This window comes from Nocardia sp. NPDC050713 (assembly GCF_040654315.1).
GTDB lineage: Bacteria > Actinomycetota > Actinomycetes > Mycobacteriales > Mycobacteriaceae > Nocardia.
Genome location: NZ_JBFAHS010000007.1, coordinates 275,276 through 294,970, shown reverse-complemented (window position 1 = coordinate 294,970; position 19,695 = coordinate 275,276). Strand labels below are relative to the sequence as shown.

At 67.8% G+C, this 19,695-nt stretch carries 18 protein-coding genes; 10 read left to right on the top strand and 8 right to left on the bottom strand.

All coding sequences use genetic code 11. The features are described 5' to 3' along the window. Positions 1-368: 368 nt before the first annotated feature. From AB0H49_RS16565 to AB0H49_RS16545, 5 genes are all read left to right on the top strand, one after another. Positions 369-1,847 carry a glyceraldehyde-3-phosphate dehydrogenase gene (locus tag AB0H49_RS16565; protein ID WP_355000660.1) on the top strand — a complete coding sequence of 493 codons (1,479 nt, stop codon included), beginning with the start codon at positions 369-371 and terminating at the stop codon, positions 1,845-1,847. 412 nt (positions 1,848-2,259) lie between these two features. After that, the gene (locus AB0H49_RS16560; RefSeq protein WP_357252149.1) at positions 2,260-3,129 is read left to right on the top strand and encodes a metal ABC transporter substrate-binding protein; all 870 of its coding nucleotides are present in this window, start codon (positions 2,260-2,262) and stop codon (positions 3,127-3,129) included. Continuing rightward, complete coding sequence (locus AB0H49_RS16555; protein ID WP_357252112.1) at positions 3,126-3,875, top strand: metal ABC transporter ATP-binding protein; 750 nt, start codon at positions 3,126-3,128, stop codon at positions 3,873-3,875. The genes AB0H49_RS16560 and AB0H49_RS16555 overlap by 4 nt, the downstream gene beginning before the upstream one ends. Position 3,876: 1 nt before the next feature. After that, positions 3,877-4,746: a metal ABC transporter permease gene (locus AB0H49_RS16550; RefSeq protein WP_355000662.1), complete on the top strand. Its 870-nt coding sequence runs from the start codon at positions 3,877-3,879 to the stop codon at positions 4,744-4,746. 135 nt (positions 4,747-4,881) lie between these two features. Next, entirely contained in the window at positions 4,882-5,631 is a 750-nt protein-coding gene (locus AB0H49_RS16545) for a TIGR02206 family membrane protein (protein WP_357252108.1), read from the top strand. Between the two features lie 144 nt (positions 5,632-5,775). Here AB0H49_RS16545 and AB0H49_RS16540 read toward each other — a convergent pair whose 3' ends face one another. Together AB0H49_RS16540 and AB0H49_RS16535 are read right to left on the bottom strand one after the other, a co-directional pair. After that, positions 5,776-6,312, bottom strand: a complete 537-nt coding sequence (locus tag AB0H49_RS16540; RefSeq protein WP_355000664.1) for a DUF3145 domain-containing protein — start codon at positions 6,310-6,312, stop codon at positions 5,776-5,778. Between the two features lie 95 nt (positions 6,313-6,407). Then, the gene (locus tag AB0H49_RS16535) at positions 6,408-7,238 is read right to left on the bottom strand and encodes a serine hydrolase domain-containing protein (protein ID WP_355000665.1); all 831 of its coding nucleotides are present in this window, start codon (positions 7,236-7,238) and stop codon (positions 6,408-6,410) included. Between the two features lie 187 nt (positions 7,239-7,425). Here AB0H49_RS16535 and AB0H49_RS16530 point away from each other — a divergent pair, with 187 nt between their 5' ends. Further along, positions 7,426-8,616: a serine hydrolase domain-containing protein gene (locus tag AB0H49_RS16530; protein WP_355000666.1), complete on the top strand. Its 1,191-nt coding sequence runs from the start codon at positions 7,426-7,428 to the stop codon at positions 8,614-8,616. Between the two features lie 81 nt (positions 8,617-8,697). Here AB0H49_RS16530 and AB0H49_RS16525 read toward each other — a convergent pair whose 3' ends face one another. The 3 genes from AB0H49_RS16525 to AB0H49_RS16515 form a co-directional block, all read right to left on the bottom strand. After that, positions 8,698-9,828 (bottom strand): NDMA-dependent alcohol dehydrogenase, encoded by a 1,131-nt coding sequence (locus AB0H49_RS16525; protein ID WP_355000667.1) that lies wholly within the window; start codon positions 9,826-9,828, stop codon positions 8,698-8,700. A gap of 146 nt (positions 9,829-9,974) precedes the next feature. Then, positions 9,975-10,559, bottom strand: a complete 585-nt coding sequence (locus AB0H49_RS16520) for a DinB family protein (RefSeq protein WP_357252103.1) — start codon at positions 10,557-10,559, stop codon at positions 9,975-9,977. Positions 10,560-10,631: 72 nt separating this feature from the next. Further along, the gene (locus tag AB0H49_RS16515) at positions 10,632-11,696 is read right to left on the bottom strand and encodes a phosphotransferase family protein (protein WP_357252146.1); all 1,065 of its coding nucleotides are present in this window, start codon (positions 11,694-11,696) and stop codon (positions 10,632-10,634) included. An 80-nt stretch (positions 11,697-11,776) separates the two neighbouring features. On the opposite strand from AB0H49_RS16515, the gene pabB reads away from it, so the two are divergent. Continuing rightward, entirely contained in the window at positions 11,777-14,152 is a 2,376-nt protein-coding gene (gene pabB / locus AB0H49_RS16510) for an aminodeoxychorismate synthase component I (RefSeq protein WP_357252100.1), read from the top strand. Between the two features lies 1 nt (position 14,153). On the opposite strand, the gene AB0H49_RS16505 is transcribed toward pabB, so the two are convergent. Beyond that, positions 14,154-14,648 carry a hypothetical protein gene (locus AB0H49_RS16505; protein WP_355000671.1) on the bottom strand — a complete coding sequence of 165 codons (495 nt, stop codon included), beginning with the start codon at positions 14,646-14,648 and terminating at the stop codon, positions 14,154-14,156. 134 nt (positions 14,649-14,782) lie between these two features. On the opposite strand from AB0H49_RS16505, the gene AB0H49_RS16500 reads away from it, so the two are divergent. Further along, positions 14,783-16,765 (top strand): TerD family protein, encoded by a 1,983-nt coding sequence (locus AB0H49_RS16500; RefSeq protein WP_357252097.1) that lies wholly within the window; start codon positions 14,783-14,785, stop codon positions 16,763-16,765. 18 nt (positions 16,766-16,783) lie between these two features. Here the strand turns inward: AB0H49_RS16500 and AB0H49_RS16495 are convergent, their stop codons facing one another. Further along, on the bottom strand, positions 16,784-17,263 hold the full coding sequence (locus tag AB0H49_RS16495) for an SgcJ/EcaC family oxidoreductase (RefSeq protein WP_357252094.1): 480 nt from the start codon (positions 17,261-17,263) through the stop codon (positions 16,784-16,786). Positions 17,264-17,439: 176 nt separating this feature from the next. On the opposite strand from AB0H49_RS16495, the gene AB0H49_RS16490 reads away from it, so the two are divergent. Then, positions 17,440-17,877, top strand: coding sequence for a hypothetical protein (locus AB0H49_RS16490; RefSeq protein WP_357252091.1), 438 nt, complete (start codon positions 17,440-17,442; stop codon positions 17,875-17,877). 50 nt (positions 17,878-17,927) lie between these two features. Here the strand turns inward: AB0H49_RS16490 and AB0H49_RS16485 are convergent, their stop codons facing one another. After that, positions 17,928-18,221: a hypothetical protein gene (locus AB0H49_RS16485; protein ID WP_355000675.1), complete on the bottom strand. Its 294-nt coding sequence runs from the start codon at positions 18,219-18,221 to the stop codon at positions 17,928-17,930. 538 nt (positions 18,222-18,759) lie between these two features. On the opposite strand from AB0H49_RS16485, the gene AB0H49_RS16480 reads away from it, so the two are divergent. Then, positions 18,760-19,569: an SDR family NAD(P)-dependent oxidoreductase gene (locus tag AB0H49_RS16480; protein ID WP_357252087.1), complete on the top strand. Its 810-nt coding sequence runs from the start codon at positions 18,760-18,762 to the stop codon at positions 19,567-19,569. The last annotated feature ends 126 nt before the right edge of the window (positions 19,570-19,695 follow it).

Below are 19,695 nucleotides of genomic sequence, written 5' to 3'. Positions count from 1 at the left end.
TCCTCCCCCCGCGGTCTCTTGGTTTCGGGGTGGTGGTCGTTTTTGCTGGTTGGTTTTTGTTTTGGTGCCCCCCCCCCCCCACGCCCCGCCCGGCGGGCTTCGCCCCCGGACCCCCGCCTCGAGTTCGCCGACATGCCGCCGGGCGGCGCTCCGTCCTCGCCCCGAGTTCGCCTGCCTCGGGTGTCGTTCCGTACCCAGAACGCGCAGCCCGCCTAGCTGAGAGGGCCTTGTTTCGGAGCCAGCACCCGGTCGGCCGATGCCGACGCATCGTGGTCTCCGCCTCACAGGGGGGTAGCGGGGCTTTGTGATAGCGCGGCCCTGGATAGCATCGGTCGTTGTACAGATCGAGGGAACCCCGAGGACGTGTGTTGATTAACGACCATCTTGACCGCTGGAACGCTCACGAGGCTTCGGCGGAGGCGATGATTCCGATCATTGGGCGGTTGTATCGCGAGAAGGGGGTGACCATCCTCCTGCACAGCCGGTCGCTGGTGAACAAATCGGTGATCAGCATCCTGCGCACGCACCGCTTCGCGCGGCAGATCGAGGGCGAGGAGCTGTCGATCGACGAGACCCTGCCGTTCCTCGAAGCGCTTAGTCAGCTGGATCTGGGGCCGTGCAAGATCGATCTCGGCCGACTGGTCATGGCCTATCGCACCGACGAACGCGGACTGTCGATCCCCGAGTTCACGGCCGCGGTGCTGGCCGACGTCACCGACGGCAACAAGGCCGAACCGCAGGGTCCGCGGGACGTGGTCCTGTACGGCTTCGGCCGGATCGGTCGCCTGGTCGCTCGTCTGCTGATCGAGAAGACCGGGTCCGGTAACGGGCTGAACCTGCGGGCCGTCGTGGTGCGCAAGGGCGGCGAGGGTGATCTGGCCAAGCGCGCTTCCCTGCTGCGCCGCGATTCGGTGCACGGCAGTTTCAACGGAACGATCAAGGTCGACGCCGACAACGACACGATCATCGCGAACGGCAACGTCATCAAGTTCATCTACAGCGATGACCCGACCACGATCGACTACACCGATTACGGAATCGATGAAGCGATCCTGATCGACAACACCGGCAAATGGCGTGACCGTCAGGGCCTGTCGCAGCACCTGCGTCCGGGCATCGCGAAGGTCGTCCTGACCGCGCCCGGCAAGGGCGACGTCCCGAACATCGTGCACGGCGTCAACCACCGCGGGCTGGACCTCTCGGAGCAGATCGTCTCGTGCGCTTCGTGCACGACCAACGCGATCGTTCCGCCGCTCAAGGCGATGGACGACGAGTACGGCATCGTCCGCGGCCACGTGGAGACGGTGCACTCGTTCACCAACGACCAGAACCTGCTGGACAACTTCCACAAGGCCGACCGCCGTGGTCGCTCCGCGCCGTTCAACCTCGTGCTCACCGAGACCGGCGCCGCGTCCGCGGTCGCCAAGGCGATGCCGGACTTCAAGGCCAAGATCACCGGCAACTCGATCCGCGTCCCCACGCCGGACGTCTCGGTCGCGATTCTGAACCTGCAGCTCGAGCGGGAGACCACGACCAGCGAAGTGCTCGAGTACCTGCGCCAGGTCTCGCTGTCCGGCCCGCTGAGCCGCAACCTCGATTACACCGCGGCCACCGACGTGGTCTCGAGCGATTTCATCGGCTCTCGCGCGGCGTCGATCGTCGACGCCAATGCCACCATCGTCGATGGTGACACCGTGATCCTGTACCTCTGGTACGACAACGAGTTCGGCTATTCGTGCCAGGTCGTGCGGACGGTGCAGTACATCTCGGGCATCGAATATCCGACGTACCCGCGGCTGGGTGCGCAGGACGGCGCCGACGAGGTGCCCGCGCTGGCCGAGGCGTAGTCGCGTCGACAACCTGATTCGAGAACGGAGACCGTGCCAGTGGATCTGGCACGGTCTCCGTGCTTTCGCGACCCATTGCCGGGGCGGCGCTCGATCTGCGACGGGAGTGGCTGCGCCGAAGTACGGCGTCACCTCCGGCTACGAGGGTCAGCAGCGGTGCGGGCGGGTCGACGTCGTCCTCGACCGAAGCCTCCGGGCGCAGCCTCCGCTAGCCCAATGTGGGCATCAACGAGAAGCACCCTTCTGGGCTGCGGATATGCGTAGGGCGCGATGTGGCCTACGCAGCGTTCGGCAAGCTCGAACTTGAAATTTAGGTAACCCGAAACTTATCATTCGGCTTGTGAAGGTCTCGCTCCACCCCTCGTTCCGCACGACCGCTCGCGCGTTCGCCGCTCTGCTCGGCGCGCTCGCGATGACCGCGACGCTCGCCGCCTGTGGCGAGTCCGCGAACCGGAACGAGAAACCGGTGGTGCTCACCACATTCACCGTGCTCGCCGATATCGCGCGCCAGGTCGCGGGTGAGCATCTCACCGTCGAATCGATTACCAAGGCGGGCGCGGAGATTCACGGCTACGAGCCGACCCCGGGTGATGTTCGCCGGGCCTCGACGGCCGATCTCATCCTCGACAACGGCATGAACCTCGAGGCGTGGTTCACGCAGTTCGTCGAGGACGTGGACGTGAAGCACGTGGTCGTCAGCGACGGCGTGACGCCGATGTCGATCACCGAGGACGCGTATCAGGGCAAGCCGAACCCGCACGCGTGGATGTCTCCGCTGAACGTGAAGATTTACGTGGACAACATGATTCGCGCCTTCGGCGAACTCGCTCCGGAACATGCCGCCGACTTCCGGGCCGCAGGCGCCGCCTACCAGGCCGAACTGCAGAAGATCCACGACGAACTGGTGAGCACCCTCGCCACGCTGCCGCCCAACGAGCGCGCACTGGTGACCTGCGAGGGCGCGTTCTCCTACCTGGCTCGCGACGCCGGACTCACGGAGAAGTACATCTGGGCGGTCAACGCCGAACAGCAGGCGACACCGCAGCAGATCACCTCGGCGATCGATTTCGTCCGCGCCAACCGGGTGCCCGCCGTGTTCTGCGAGTCGACCGTGTCCGATGCCCCCATGCAGCGTGTGGTCGAGGCGAGCGGCGCGCGGTTCGGCGGCGTGCTCTACGTCGACTCGCTCTCCGAAGCCGACGGCCCAGTGCCCACGTACCTGGATCTGATCCGGCACGACGCCAAGACCATCACCGCGGCGCTGACGGGAGCACGGCCATGACACCCAGCATCGAAATCCGTGACGTCACAGTGCATTACGGCGAGGTGCTCGCGCTCGACGGCGTCGATCTGAGCTTGCGTTCCGGGCGCGTGTGCGGACTCATCGGCATGAACGGCTCCGGCAAGTCGACGCTGTTCAAGACGATCATGGGTCTGGTGCGACCCGATCGCGGCACGGTCCGCATCGATGGGACCGACCCCGCGGGCGCGCGTCGCGCCGGAGCGCTCGGTTACGTGCCGCAGAGCGAGGCGGTCGACTGGAGTTTCCCACTGTCGGTCCGCGACGTCGTGATGACCGGACGCTACGGCCACATGGGTTTCACCCGCCGCCCCCGGCGCGCGGATCGGGAAGCCGTGGCACACGCTCTGGAACGAGTGGAACTGACCGACCTCGCCGACCGCCAGATCGGGCAACTGTCCGGCGGACAGCGCAAGCGCGCATTCGTGGCGCGTGGAATCGCCCAGGGCGCAACAATTCTGCTGCTCGACGAACCGTTCGCTGGAGTGGACAAGCGTTCCGAGGCCACCATCACCACGCTGCTTCGCGAACTCGCCGTCGACGGCGCCACGATCCTGATCTCCACCCACGACCTGCACGCGCTGCCCGACCTCGCCGACGAATCTGTCCTGCTGATGCGAAAAGTGCTCGCACACGGCGATACTCACGAAGTGTTGCGCCCCGAGAAACTGGCGCTGGCCTTCGGACTCGATGTGCTGGAACGCGATTCACTACCGAAGGCGGGCTGAGATGTCGCTCGTGGAGTTCTTCGTCGATCCGCTGCGCTACGAGTTCATGGTGCGAGCGCTGGCCACCACCCTGGTCACCGCCGTCGTGTGCGCGACCCTGTCGTGCTGGCTGGTGCTGATCGGGTGGTCCCTGATGGGTGACGCGGTGTCGCACGCCGTTCTGCCCGGTGTCGTCCTGGCCTATATCGTCGGCGCACCGTTCGCGGTGGGCGCGGTCGTGTTCGGCTTCCTCGCCGTCGCGCTCATCGGCGTGGTACGCAACACCAGCCGGGTGAAGGAAGACGCGGCGATCGGCATCGTCTTCACCACCCTGTTCGCCTTCGGGCTGGTCCTGGTCTCGATAACGCCGAGCCAAACCGACCTGAACCACATCATCTTCGGCAACCTGCTCGGCGTCAGCCGCGACGAACTCGTCCAGATCGCCATCCTCGGCGTCATCGTGCTCGCCGCCCTCATCCTGAAGCGACGCGACTTCACCCTCTACGCCTTCGACACCACGCACGCCCACGCCATCGGCCTGCGCCCGCGCCTGCTCGGCACCGCGCTCCTTGCGCTGCTCGCGCTGACCGCGGTCCTCGCGCTCCAGGCGGTCGGAGTCATCCTGGTGGTGGCGATGCTGATCATTCCCGGAGCCACGGCGTACCTGCTCACCGACCGCTTCGGTCGCATGCTGCTGATCGCCCCTGCCGTGTCGGCGCTCTGCTCGGTGATCGGGCTGTACGTCAGCTACCACCTCGACACCGCGCCCGGCGGCATGGTGGTCGTGGTGCAGGGCGTCGCGTTCACCCTTGCGTACCTGTTCGCACCGCGGCAGGGGATCATCGGCCGCCGGATCGCCGCGGCCCGCCGACGCTCCGCGGTCGCGGCCTGAACCAACACCACGCGGACGGGGTTCAGCAAGCTGAAATGACGCTCCAGCGGTCGCGCCCTCGGCCCGCACCGCGCCGACGAACGCCTTCGTCGCGCGTCGACCAGGTCTCCGCCGCTCCCCCACTAAACTGAGCGGGTGGACGCACCCACGGCGCAGCGGGAGTTCTCCGCTTACGGGCTGTCGCATTGGATCGTGCTTGCCGTGTTCGCGGTGGGCGCGGTGCTGGTGGTCGTCATCGGGCGAAAGCAGAACCCTTCCGCCGCACGCCGTTTCAGCCGCGCGTTCGGCGCGGTGACGTTGGGGCTGTATCTGGCGATCTACCTCTCCACGCTGTTCCCGCCCACCATCGGCCGCTCGGTTCCGCTACGCCTGACCGATCTCGCGACGATGGTCGCCGGGTACGCGCTGGTGACGCACCAGCGCTGGGCCTACGCACTGACCTACTACTGGTGCCTCACCCTGAGCACCCAAGCGCTCATCTCACCTGCCCTGGAAAGCCCCGAATTCCCGCATTACGAGTTCCTCGCCTTCTGGGCGATCCACTTGGCCGTGGTCTGGGCCGCCATCTACCTGACCTGGGGCATCGGCATGCACCCGACTTGGCGCAGCTACTGGTTCGCCGTGGCGGTCACCGTGGTGTGGGTCGCGGTCACCTTCGTCTTCAACTCCCTCGCCGACACCAACTACGGGTTCGTCAACCGAAAGCCTTCGACGCCGTCGCTGCTCGACGTGCTGGGCCCGTGGCCGTGGTATTGGGGGACCGTCGCCGTCATCCTGCTCGTCGTATGGGCCTTGATGACATGGCCCTGGGTGCGATCCGCGCCGAGGTCGAAATCCCCTGCTCCGACCCAGCAAGTGAGTTCGCAGCAGACCGAAGACAGCTGATTCGCGAGCACTTTCCCGGACGACACCCACACCCCCACGTCACTTTGGCAAGCCGAGCGTCGACAGAAGGCCCCCAGAACCACCGATCTCAACGACCACACCACCGAAACCCAAGCAGCGGAAACCGATTCGCGAGCCGAAGACCTACCCCACGTCCCGACGCAACCAAGTGACCTCGGCACCAACCCCACCATCCCCGGACCGAAAGACCTCCAGATCCTCATCCCACGCCGTCCCCAGCGCACGATCGATCTCGGACGCCAGGTCGTAAGCCGAGTACTTCCCGAGCTCCCGAGCCGCCTGCAGCATCGCCCGCAACCGCATCTCCCCCAGCGTCACATCCCCATTCGCACTGGTGGATCCGTGCCACAAGCCCAAACCGGGCACGAAGCTGTACCGCTCGCCGTCGACCCCGTCACTCGGATCCTCGGTGACCTCGAACCGGAGCACCGGCCAAGACCGCAACGACTGGGCAATTCGGGCGGCGGTGCCGACGGGCCCGATCCAGTCGCTGGTCGCGCGCAGTTGACCGTCGGCCGGTTGGTTGGTCCAGCGCAGTTTGGCGGGGGAACCGAGGGCCGAGGTGAGCGCCCACTCGACGTGTGGGCACAGCGCGGCGGGCGACGAGTGGATCCACACCACACCCGCCGTCGCGTCCGCGAACTGACTCGATGCGCGCACCACCGATACCTCCAGCTTCGACGAGGGACGTCTTCCCCAACGACTCGTCCAGCTGGCGTTGCCTGAGTGTACTGGAGTGCCCGAAGTTACGTATGTTACTTCGCGAGTGTGTTGCTTGCGAGTCTCGCTTCGGCGATCACCGCATCACTCAGTACCGGCCACACCTCCCGTGCCCAGTCGCCGAAATTCTCGTCCGCCAACGCGACACACGCCACCCCGATTTCCGGGTCGACCCATAAGAAGGTGCCGGACTGGCCGAAATGCCCATAGGTACGCGGGGAGTTCGCTCCGCCGGTCCAATGCGGGGATTTCGCGTCGCGGATTTCGAATCCGAGGCCCCAGTCGTTGGGCCGCTTCGAGCCGTATCCGGGCAGGATGCCGTTCACGCCGGGGAACTGCACGGTGATGGCTTCGGCGTGGGTCCGAGCCGAGATCAGCCGCGGGTTCAACAGTTCGGCGGCGAACAACAGCAGGTCCGCCACCGAGGACTTGCACGCGTGTCCGGCGGGCCCGGTGAGCACCGAGGATTTCATGCCGAGCGGTTCGAACACCGCGTCCCGCAGGTATTCGTCGAACGCGATTCCGGTCTGGTCCGCGACGAATTCGGCGAGCACCTCGAATCCCGAACTCGAATAGATTCGGCGCGCGCCCGGCTCGGCGAGCACGTCGGTGGTGTCGAAGGCGAGACCGGAGGTGTGCGCGAGCAGATGCCGGACGGTTGCTCCGGGGGGGCCCGCGGGCTGGTCGAGCTCGATCGCGCCCTCCTCCACCGCGACTAGTACCGCGTAGGCGACCAGCGGCTTGGTCACCGAGGCGAGCGGGAAGACGCGCTCGGCATCGCCCTGCGAAACCGCGCCGGCGCCGGTGACCACACCGGCCGCCGCGTGTCGAACCGGCCAGTCCTGGATCTGTTCGAGTGAACGCACGAAAACGAGCCTACGAGACCGCGGCGGCGCGGTAGTACCGCCACTGGAAATCGATCCGATGAATGGGAGCCTCCGAGAGATCTCGGTACCGCCGGTACCATCGACTCACTATGAGCGAACGCAGTGAGCGAATCATGTGCCAGCGTGCATCGCGCATGCCGGAGCCGAGCGCCAGCGAGGCGCAGGCATGAGCGAACCCACGATCCACGGCGAGGTGGCCCCCGGCTTCGGTCCGGTCGCCGACGCGTTCCGCCGCAATTTCTCCCGGCACGGCGAAATCGGCGCGGCCGTCGCCGTTTTCGCGGGCGATCGCCCCGTCGTCGATCTGTGGGCCGGGTACCGAGATCGGCGCCGCGTCGAGCCGTGGGAGCCAGACACCATCGTGCCGGTCTTCTCCTCGACCAAGGGCATGGCGGCGTTCGTGGTCGCGACGGCGGTCTCCAAGGGCGTCCTGGACTACGAGAAGCCGGTCGCCGACTACTGGCCGGAGTTCGCCGCGCAGGGCAAGGGCGCGATCACGGTGCGCCAGCTCATCGATCACCAGGCGGGTCTTTCCGGACTCGACACCGTGGTGAAACTGTCCCAGCTCGCCGATATGGACGGGCTCGCGAAAATTCTCGCGGCACAGAAGCCCGCGTGGCAGCCCGGCACCCGGCACGGCTATCACGCGATCACCCTCGGCCTCTACCAAGGCGAGCTGGTGCGCCGCGTCGATCCGCTGGGCCGCACCCTCGGCCGCGTCTTCGCCGAGGACATCGCCGAGCCGCTCGGCCTGGACTTCTTCATCGGCCTGCCCGCTGCCGAACCGATCGAGCGCGTCGCGGTGCTCTCGGCCACCAAGGGCCTGGACATCCTGCGCTACGAGCGCGATCTGCCGCTGCGCATCGGCGCCGAGGTCTTCCTGGAACGCGGACATTCGCATGCGGCGCTGACCAATCCGCGCTGCGGCGCGCCCGCGCGAGCGACCCGCCGCGAATTCCTCGGAGTCGAGTCGCCCGGCCACGGCGGCGTCGGCAACGCCCGATCGCTGGCCAAGATCTACGGCGCGGCCGCGGCGCGCACCGGCGCGCTGCCCATCGCCGACGACCTCCTCGACCTGCTCGCCGCAGCCGACACCGCCGACGACGTGCCAGCCGAAGACCTGGTGCTGCACACCAAGAGTCGCTACCATCTCGGCTTCCGCAAGTCCCGCGGTTCGTTCCGATTCGGCTCCGACAAACGCGCCTACGGCACGACGGGCCTCGGCGGCTCCTTCGGATTCGCGGACCCGAGCACCGGTCTCGGCTTCGGCTACACCATGAACCGCCTCGGCATGGCCGTCCTCGACGACGTGCGCAGCCGCAACCTCCGCGAGGCTCTGCTGCGCTGCAAGATCTGAAACCCCCGCTCGGCGAACCGATCCCGCGCGCTCTGGTCACCCAGGCCGCGGTCCGGCTCGCCGAGCGGGTCGTCCGACGACCTACCAGTCGTTTTCGGTGTAGCGGATGATGCCGCGAATGTTCTTGCCGTCCAACATGTCCTGGTAGCCCTGGTTGATCTCCTCCAGCTTGTAGCTGCGGGTCACCATGTCGTCCAGGTTGAGCTGGCCGGACTTGTACAGCGCGAGCAGGCGCGGCGCGTCCTGGCGGGCGTTGCCGCCGCCGAAGATGCAGCCCTTCACCGTCTTCTGCAGCATGGACAGCAGGAAGCTGTTCATCTTCACGTCACCGGCATCCATGCGGCCCATAGAGGTGACCACCAGAGTTCCCGCCTTCGCGGTGAGGATCAGGCCCTCTTCGATGTAGTCGCCGTGCATCTCGCCCATGGTGAGGATGACCTTCTCGGCCATCCGCCCCTCGGTGGCGTCCATCAGCGGCATGATCGCCTCGGCCATGCTGGCGTAGGTGTGGGTGGCGCCGAACTTCTGCGCCTGTTCCCGCTTCCACGGGTTGGGGTCGATGGCGACGACCTTCGAGGCACCGGAGAGCACCGCGCCCTGCAACGCGCTCATGCCGACGCCGCCGATGCCCGCGATCACCACGGTCTCACCGGGCATCACGTTGGCCACGTGGGTCGAGGAGCCGAATCCGGTCGGCACGCCGCAGCCGACCAGGCAGGCCACCTCGAACGGGATGGTCGGGTCGATCTTCACCACCGAGGTGTGGTGCACGGTCATGTACGGCGCGAAGGTGCCGAGCAGGCACATCGGGATGACGTTCTGGCCGCGCGCCTGGATGCGGTAGGTGCCGTCGCTGATCGCCTGTCCGAGCAGCAGACCCGCGCCGAGATCGCAGAGGGCCATATTGCCCGAGACACAAGCCGGACAGCGGCCGCAGGCCGGGATGAAGGACAGGATGACGTGATCGCCGACCTGAAGATCGCCCGGCACGTTCGGACCGAGCTTGGTGATCACGCCCGCGCCTTCGTGGCCGCCCATCACGGGGAAGGCGGGCATCGGTGTCGCACCGGTGACGATGTGGTGATCCGAATGGCACATACCGGCGGTTTCCATCCGGATCTGCACCTCGCCGGCGACCGGGTCACCGATCTCGATCTCTTCCACCGACCACGGCTCGTCGATCCCCCACAGGATCGCGCCCTTCGTCTTCATTCCTGTCGACCTCTCGCGTGCACAGTGCTTCAATGTGACTGCACCCACAGTACGAGAAAAGTGGAACGCGTTCTAGTACCGATCGGGAAATTCATCGGTGCGGCACGGCGCGATGCCCGAACACGTTCTAGAATTGGCACTCGTTCTCAGCCGCGCACGTCGTGTACGTGATGGACGAGGTCGTGTACGAAGTACTTCGCCAGCGAGTCGACGGTGAAGATCGACCCGTCGCCGCGACGCACCCGCAAACCGCGATCCGCCGCCGGCACCACTTCGAACGCGCGTGCCGCCGCCTCGGCCGCCAGCGCCAGTTCACCCGAGACCGCGGCGGGCTCCTGCGAGTCGTAGCGGTCGGCGATCGCAGTCTCGTCCTGATCCCAATTCGAGAAGACCGGCAAACCGTCCGGTGTCTCCTCCGGGGTGAGTCCGCGCGCGTCGAAGGCGGGCACCCGCGGATCGACGGCGGCGGTGCGCGCGGTGATCGCGGCACGGTAGGCGAAGATCCGGCACACGTCGCGCACGTGGGCCGCGTACTCCAGCGGCGACCACGTCGACTCGTCCGGACGCTGCCGGGCGTCGGGGCGGTCCAGCACCGCGCGCAACCGGTCGGCGCTGTCGCGCGCGAGCGACGGCACCTGCTCGTAATCGATGGCGGCGGCGTCGAAACCGCACTCGGGACAGGCGCGCTCCAAGACCCAGGTCCAGTTCTTCACGTCGGGAACGATCGGCATGCGTCGAAACTAGAGCTGGCCGCATATGGATTTCCACCCATATACGGCCAGGCTTCGTCGAGATCCGGTCCATCACTCCATCAGGCGGTGCGCCCGCTCGAACAACTCCAGGGTGATGGCGTGCAGGAAGTCGCCGACCTGCTTGGGCGCCTTACCCGCGAACGCGCGCGCGTGCGTGCCCTCCAGCACGATGCCCAGCTTGAAACAGGCCAGCACGGTGTACCAGGTGACGTGGCTCAGGTCGCGATCGGAGAACCGGCCGTAGTGCTCGACCATCTCCTCCGGGGTCGGCAGACCGCCGACGGCGCCGAGCTTGCCGACCAGCGCCGCGCCGGTGGTGCCGGGCTCCGGCCGGGTCGCGATCTGCCAGCCCAGGTCGAGCAGCGGATCGCCGATGGTGGACATCTCCCAGTCCACCATCGCGGCCACCTCGGGGCCCTCGTAGGAGAACATCATGTTGGCCAGATGGCAGTCGCCGTGCAGGATGCCCGGCGTCCAGTCGGCGGGCCGGTGGCGATCCAGCCACTCCCCGACCTGCTGGACGCCGGGAATCTGCGGTCCGGGGTAACCCTCGTTGGCCGAATAGGATTCGAGCTCGCCGAGCCAGCGCGGCACCTGGCGCTCCAGGAATCCCTCGGGCTTGCCGTAGTCCGTCAGGCCGAGCGCTTGGTAGTCGAGGGCGCCGAGCCGGGCGATGGCCTCGACCGCGGACAGTCCCATCTGCCGCCGGATCTCGGGGTCCTTCGCGTGCAACTCGGGCAGTTCGTTCTGCGGGTTGAAACCGACGATCGGCTCCATCAGATAGAAGACCGCCCCGATGACCGACTCGTCGGCGCACGCGGCGATGACCTCGGGCGCGCGCACGCCCGCGCCGCTGAGCGCGCCGAGCAGCCGCGCCTCCCGGCGGATGACGTCGTTGCTCTTGGCGCGCAGATGCTTCGGTCCGCGCCGCAGCACGTAGTCCCGGCCGCCGCGACGGAACCGCAGCATGATGTTCTGCGTGCCGCCGCCGAGCGAAGTCACCTCCTCGAACGCGCCGCCGGGCAGGCCCTGTTCTTCCATCCATTTCCCGACGATCGCGAAATCGACGACGTCGCGATCCACTTCGACCGGTTGCGCAACAGACATGCCCCACATTCTGCACCACCCGCCCACGCCAACTGAAGGCACGTGACAACAGTTCGTGCCGACCTGCCAGGCGTAGGGTTTGGCACACCATGCACACGCTGTTGATCGACAACTACGACTCGTTCACCTACAACCTGTATCAGCTGATCAGCGAGGTGAACGGCGTCGAGCCGACGGTCGTGCGCAACGACGAGGTGGACGACCCGGCCCGGCTCGGCCTGCACCGTTTCGACAACATCGTCGTCTCCCCCGGACCCGGCCGCCCTGATGTGGCCCGTGACGTGGGCATTTCCGCTGCCGTCATCGCCACCGTCGAACTCCCGCTGCTCGGCGTGTGCCTCGGCCACCAGGGCATCGTCGTGGCGGCGGGCGGTCTCGTCGCGCCCGCACCCATCGCGCGGCACGGCTATCTGGACGAGGTCGGCCACGACAACCGCGAGCTGTTCGCCGGTCTTCCGCAGGGCTTCACCGCCGTCCGCTACCACTCCCTGAGCGCCATCCGGCCGCTGCCCGCCGAGCTGGAGATCACCGCGAGCACCCCCGACGGCGTCGTCATGGGCGTGCGGCACCGCGCCAGACCGCAGTGGGGCGTGCAGTTCCATCCCGAGTCCATTGCCAGCGAGTACGGCGCGGCGCTGCTGCGCAATTTCGCCGAACTCACGGCGGCGCACCACGAACGGACCGAACACGCCAGGGGGCAACGGGTCGGAGGCGCGCAAACCACGCGCGGCGCGACGGCGACCGTCGAGCGTGCCGAACCCCGCGCGGCTCGTCATCGCCCGCCCGCGATCGCCGACGCGCCACAGATCCGCAACGCGATGCCGCTCGCGCGCTCCAGACCGCCCCGCGGCGGGGCCGTGGTCGACGCCGCCGCGAGAACCAGACCGGGCGATCCGAGCACGGCGCAGGATTCGACACGCACGTCCGGTTTCACCACCGAGAGAACGGCGATCGACCTCGGCCCCGGTTCGATCAAGACGGGACGGATACCGCCGGAGCCCGACCCGTCCACCGAAAGCCCCTATCGCCCAGGCGAACCCGAGCGACCCTGGCAGTTGCGCCACGAGATCCTCGACCGGGCCATCGACACCGAGGCCGCGTTCCTTCGCCTCTACCGGGATTCCCCGACCGCGTTCTGGCTGGACAGCGAGCACGTCGAACCCGGGCTCGACCGGTTCTCCTTCCTCGGCGACGCGAGCGGGCCGCTGGCCGAGGTGGTCCGGTACCGGGTCGGCGACGGCGCGGTGGTCGTGGAGACCGCCGACGGCGGCCGACGCACCGTCGCGGGTGACGTGCTCGACTACCTGGCCGCCGAATTGCGCTGGCGCACCGCCGAAATCCCCGACCTGCCGTTCGACTTCGCGTGCGGGTACGTCGGCTATCTCGGTTACGAGGTGAAGGCCGATTGCGGCGCGAACGCGGCGCACCGCGCAACGACACCCGACGCGCAGTGGATCTTCGCCGATCGGCTCGTGGTGGTCGACCACGTCGCCGGGCGCACCCATCTGCTCGCCCTCACCGATCCCGGCTCCGACACCGCGCGCGCGGCCGCGGACTGGCTGCGCGACACCGCGGAGGCGCTCGCCGCCCTGCCCACCTGGTCGAATCCGCCCACGCTGGAAGTAGATTCGGATATCGCGGCGGTCGAGGGACTGCTCACCCGCGGTCGCGGGCGCTATCTCGCCGACATCGGCGTCTGCCTGGACCGGCTGCACGCGGGCGAGTCCTACGAGATCTGCCTGACCGACAGCCTCACCGTCGCCGCCGACACCGAGGGCCTCGACTTCTACCGCACGCTGCGCCGCTGCAACCCCGCACCGTACGCGGCGTTCCTGCGCTTCGACGACCTCGAGATCGCCTGTTCCTCACCGGAACGCTTCCTCAAGATCGACCGGGCGCGCACCGTGGAGAGCAAGCCGATCAAGGGCACCGCACCGCGCGGCGCGAACCCCGCCGAGGACGAGCGCTTGCGCCGCGAACTCGCCGACAGCCCGAAGACCAGGGCCGAGAACCTGATGATCGTCGACCTGTTGCGCAACGATCTCGGCCGCGTCTGCCAGATCGGCAGCGTGCACGTGCCGAAGCTGATGGCCACCGAGACGTATACGACGCTGCATCAACTGGTTTCGACGGTGCGCGGCACGCTGCGTCCGGATGTCGACGTGATCGACTGTCTGCGCGCCTGTTTCCCCGGCGGCTCCATGACCGGCGCGCCGAAACTGCGCACCATGGAGATCATCGATGAACTGGAGACCGAGGCGCGCGGCGTCTATTCCGGCACCATCGGCTTCCTCGGGCTCGGCGGCACCGCGGATCTGAACATCGTCATCCGCACCGCCGTGCGACACGGCGGCGAGTGGCGTATCGGCGCGGGCGGGGCGATCGTGCTGGACTCCGACCCGGAAGAGGAGTTCCGGGAGGTGCTCCTCAAGGCGGCGGCCACCTATCGCGCCGCCGTCCGCTGAGTCAGCGACGCCGCTTCGGTCGCTCGGGCGGCGGCTCCTCCTCGCCGGGCCGCCTGCCGCTGAATCCGGTCACCTTGCCGAGCATGGCGATGCCCGGCAACCTGGCGAGCTTGCCGAGCACGTCCTCACCGAGGGCGATCATCGCCTCCAGTCGCGGCAGCAGCCGGTCGTAGGCGGCGAAGGCCGGGTCGGCCAGCGCGAGGGTCCGATCCAACCGGTCGATGGTCGCGTTGAGCCGGTCGATGGCCATCGTCAGGTTCTCGATCAGATCGGGCAGCTGCGCGGCCAGCTGGGCCGAGGCCGGTGGTAGCCGGATGGCTGCGTCGAAGGCGTGTCCGGCGGTGAGCTGCGCCGACTCCAGCGCCTGACCAGCGGCCGATTGGGCCGCCTCGACCGCCGTCTGCGCGGCGGCCAGGATCTCGGCGGCGCCGGGGACGCGCGGTCCCGTCGTCTTCGGGGTCTGCTTCTTGCGGCCCGACCCCTTCGGGGTAGTCATAGAAATACTGTGCCCGACCGAACGCCGGAACCCCGGTAAATCCCGGACCGCTCGGTCTGTGTCGCCCTCGGCGCGCCCGCGCGCGGACCTCGCGAATTCGGCGTGTCGGAGGGTCGTGGCAATATTCGAGCACGATGAAACTGAGCAAGGGCGCGCACGCGCCGGTACCGACATCCCTTCTAGCCGTAGTCGTTTCATGGCGGTCGGAGCATGTCGTCGACGCGCACGCACTGTTGCTGGACGGGTCGGGCGCGGTGCGCACGGACCGAGATCTGGTGTTCTACAACGCGCCTCGGCACGTGTCACAGGCGGTGACGCTGGATCAGGAGCCCGCGCCGGGGACCGCGCGGCTGAGCGTCTCGCTGCCGCGCACCGAGAGCGAGGTGGACCGGATCGTGGTCAGCGGCTCCCTCGAGCACGGAACATTCGGCGACATAGCGGGTTTGACGGTCACGGTCTTCGCCGCCGACGGCCCGGTCGCCCGCTTCGACATCGAGGACGCCGACGCGGTGGCCGCCATGATGTTCGGCGAGTTCTACCGGCGCGAGGGCCGCTGGCGGTTCCGCGCGATCGGTCAGGGCTGGAGCAGCGGGCTGGCGGGGTTGGTCACCGAGTTCGGCGTCGCGGTCGACGAGTCGCCCCGACGCCCGGCGCGGCGGCCCGCCGTGCACGAGCCGGGTGGCACCACGCGGTCCGGCGCGCACGATGCCGTCGCACGCGGCACGCGGACCGCCGACTCCGCACCCGACCGGCACCTGCCTTCGGGTGCTCCCTACCCCGCGCGGCAGCTACCGGAGGACGTGCCGCACCGCGCCGAACACGTCGGCGCCGCGGAAACCCCCGCGCGTCAAGGGAGTGTCGCGCCACGCCATCCCGTCGACCCACCGGCGCCATCCAGACGGACGAGTCAGGAATCGACCGGAGCCAGAGAACCTGCGAGCCCGGGCGGATCCGCGATGTCGGAGCCATACCCTGCGGACCGACCGCCGCGCGCCGACCAGCACGTCGACCTGACGCGGCGATCGCGGCAACCGATGCCACCACCGCCGCCACCGAATCCCGAACGCGCCGACTGGCATTCGGACCCCGAGGACCCGTCCCGCATGCGCTGGTGGGACGGCTCGGAATGGACCTCGGCAACCTACCGCACCGCGCCACCGGGCCCGCGCGCCTGCCCACGCTGCGGAAACCCTCTGCGGCGCAAGCTGTTCGGCGGGTCCGCACCGTGCCAGTACTGCGAGGCCGAGATCGAGGAATTCCTCACCCACTGGCACACCAGGGCCTGGCGGGTGCTGATCGGCTCGGGGCCGCAGGGCGAGCCGTGGGAGGCGCTGTGGGCGTCGCTGCGCTACCAGCGCATCGACGAGAACATCGGCCGCACGGCGTTGCGCGAGGTCGGGCTCAGTTACGTCGAGCGGCTGGTCACTTTCGCGTTCGCGGACGGGGCGATCCAGCAGCCGGAGTACGACCTCTTCGAACGCGCCGTCGCCGAGCTGGCGCTGAACGGACCGCTCATCGAGGACCTACGCAGGCGGATGCACCGCGGTCGCACGCTGTGCCGGTTGCGCGAGGGCGATCTGCCGGTGGTCCGCACGCCCGGCTTGCACCTGGACTCGGAGGAGAAGGTGCACCTCGACCTGGTCGCCACCCATGTGCGACAGCTGGCCCGCGGGCCGAAGGTCACCGAGGGCAGGCTGATCGCCAGCAACAAGAAACTGCGTTTCGTCGGCACCGGCGCCGGCGTGGAGATGCCGTGGTCGAGGGTCGTCTCGGTACACGTCGAGGCGGGCGTCGTGGTGCTCGCGGCGACCTCGGCCCGCGGCGGCGCGACCTTCGAGGTGGCCGACCCGGATTACGTCGCCGCCGCGCTGGAAGGCGCGCTGCGGGTCGCGAAGCGGCTGGTGCTCACGCCGGGCCAGCGCGACACGCGCAGCATCCCGCAGGAAGTGAAAGCCGAAGTGTGGCAGCGCGACGGCGGCAAGTGCGTCGAATGCGCCAGCGCGCACTACCTCGAGTTCGACCACGTCATCCCGCTCAGTCGCGGCGGTGCCACCAGCGCGAGCAACTTGCAGATCCTCTGTCGTGCCTGCAATCGCGCCAAGGGCGCGCGGATCTGAAGCCTTGACGTTGTTCCGCTACCCGTGCGCTCGTGCCCGTGCGGTCCGCCAGCGCACGTAGTTGCCGAACAACCGCACCACCGGCCCTTCCCCCGGCATCGGCCGCACCCGGGTGTTGTGGAACGCGGCGACGCGCCAGCCGTCCGCGGTGCGCACGAGCACCCAGGTGTTGCGGGAGCGTCGGCCCTTGGGCACCTCGCGCTGCCAGGCGAACACCACGGATCCGGTGAGGTGCACGACGGCGACGTCGCCGGTGAGGAAGCGGATCGACTCGATCGTGCCCTCCATCCTGGTGCCGTACAGCACACCGTCGAACAGCCCGGCGTGCAGGGCGCGGTTCGCCTCCCGTCCGCGCAGCAGCGTCCCGTCGAACGCGACGTAGTCGCTGTCCTCGGTGAATTCGGCCGCGTAGGCCGTCGCGTCGTTGGCGTCCCACGCCCGCGCGGCGCGCGCCACCACCTCGCGGATCAGCGCCTCGTCCTTGGCTCGATCTGTCATCTCAGCTCCTCGTCTCGATCCGGTCGTATCGATCGTGTGGCAGGAACGCGGACGAGAGAATCGGGAAACACCCTGAGAAACCACGGATTTCGGAACCGCTCTCGGCGAAACCGGGCGCATTCCGCGACGCACGGGCCTCTAATGGGTAGCAGTCGCAGCCAGTCGGGAGGTCACCCATGACGAGCATGTACGAACACGTCGGAGGCGAGGAGGCGCTGCGCCGGGTGGAGACCGCCTTCTACGACAAGGTGCTGGCCGACCCCGTGCTGAAGTCGCTGTTCCCCGAGCGTCGCCCGCACCACGTCGATCACCTCACCTGGTTCACCGCCGAATCGTTCGGCGGCCCGGATCGCTTCAGCCGCGAACTGGGGTTCGACTACCTCATCGCGGTGCACCGGCACCTGAAGATCACCGACGAGCAGCGCGAGCGCTTCGCCGAACTGTATATGGAGGCGTTCGAGGAGACGGGCCTGCTGGAGTCGGCGGCGTTCCGCGACGCGGTGCGCTCGCACGTGGAGTTCGGCGCGGAAGTGGCGCAGCAGAACTCGCACGCGAGCACCGACGAGGAGTTGCATCCGATCCGCGCGGTGCCGCGCTGGACTTGGGAGGGCTGAGCGCCCGCCGGACCACGGCTCGAAAAAAGTTCGTACCGGTCGGTCTCTGGTCAGCTTCCGACGACGGCGTTCATGATGGTGCCCGCGCTCGTCGCGACGACACCGCCGATCATCGCGCCCGCCACCATCTTCGGCGACTGCAGCGCCCCGCCGGACCATTTCTCCCAGGCGAAGCGGCCGCCCGCGTAGATGATGCTGATGATGCCGGACAGCAGCGCGAACCAGGTCGCGTACCGGACGAACTGCATGAGTTTGTCCGACAACGGCGGCGCCTCGGGTGTCGGGTTACCGATTTGCGCCAGGGTGGAATACGTGTCCCCGACCGACATCAAGATCATGCTCACTGTTGGTTACCTCGGGATTCACCGGTTTCACGGCGGCCGGGCATCGACCACCACGTCCCACCCATGATCCGGACGGACCCGGTCGCTCGCAAGGCGCTGTGCCACAACGATGCCTACGCCACAGCGACAGCATGGCTACGGCGAGCCGGGCGCGGTGGCATTTTCCAGCGCAAAGGATTCGTCAATCCGGAGCGAAGAACCTTGCCCGGGCTACCGTGAGGCCTTTATATCGGACTATGACCCCCACTCCGGACGTTCTGCGTGCTCTACGCACGTCGTCCGGTGCTGTCTCGGTCCGCGTCGCGCACGAGTTGCCGTCGTCGCTGGAACTTTTCGGTTTCGGAAGTGAGGACGAGCCGCCGAGTCCGGCTTGACACCTCCTCTTTTCGCCCCGGTCCTCTACTGCCACGGGGCGCCTCTATGCCTACGGCAGCTGCCGTAGGCATTCCAAGTCTCCGCGCGTTGATCGGTGATCACTCGTCGCGGATTCGTCTGCCGTCGATCGACGGCGGTCGCACGCTCACTCGATAGGAGAGCTATGTTCGAATCTCTGTCCGCGGCTCGGATCACCATGGTGACCGGCGTCGACACCCGTCTCGGTTTCGCGGCCGCGCGACGGCTCGCCACCGATGGCGCCGCCGTCATCCTGCACGCACGCGACAAAGAACACGCCGAGGAGGCGTTGGAAGCGTTGGTGCAGACCGGCATTCCGGTCGCCAGGCTGCACATCGTGCACGCCGACTTCTCGAACCTCACCGAGGTGGACGAACTCGCCGCCACGTTGGCCGCGACGGTGCCGTGCCTGCACGCGCTGATCAATGCCGCCTCGGTTCCGGGCGGCGAACGCCGCTCACGAACCGCGGACGGCTACGAGACGACCCTGCAAATCAACTACCTCGCACCGCAGCGTTTGATCGCGGCGCTGTCGCCCGCCGTCGCGGCGGCGCGGGGCCGGGTGGTGACCGTGTCGTCTCCGCTGCATCTGAGCGGCAACATCGACTACTCCGATCTGGACCGCAATCGCGGCATCTACACGCCACTGGCTGTCGACGCGCAATCCAAACTGGCGCTGACCATGTTCACGCGGACGCTCGCCAAGACCGGTCCCGAGGGCCTGACGGCGGTGAGCGTGCACCCGGCCGACTTCGAAATCGACATGCCCCAGCTTCGCAGTCACGTGGACGCGCCGATGGACGACGCCGCCGATCTGCTTGCGATGTACAGCGCCTCCGGCGCCCCCGTCGTCAACGGCAGCTATTACGAAGGCACCCGACCGGCGCGACCGGCTGCGCTGGTGCGCAATTCACGTGCCCGAGCCCGGCTGGCCGCATGGACCAACCAGCAATAGACCACCGCTTGACCGCAAGAGAAACCGAGAGGTAGCCGAATCCCATGTCGAAACGCTCCAGCAAGAAACGGGCCAGCCGGAAGAAGAAGGCCAACCACGGCCACAAACCGAACCAGCGCTGAAATC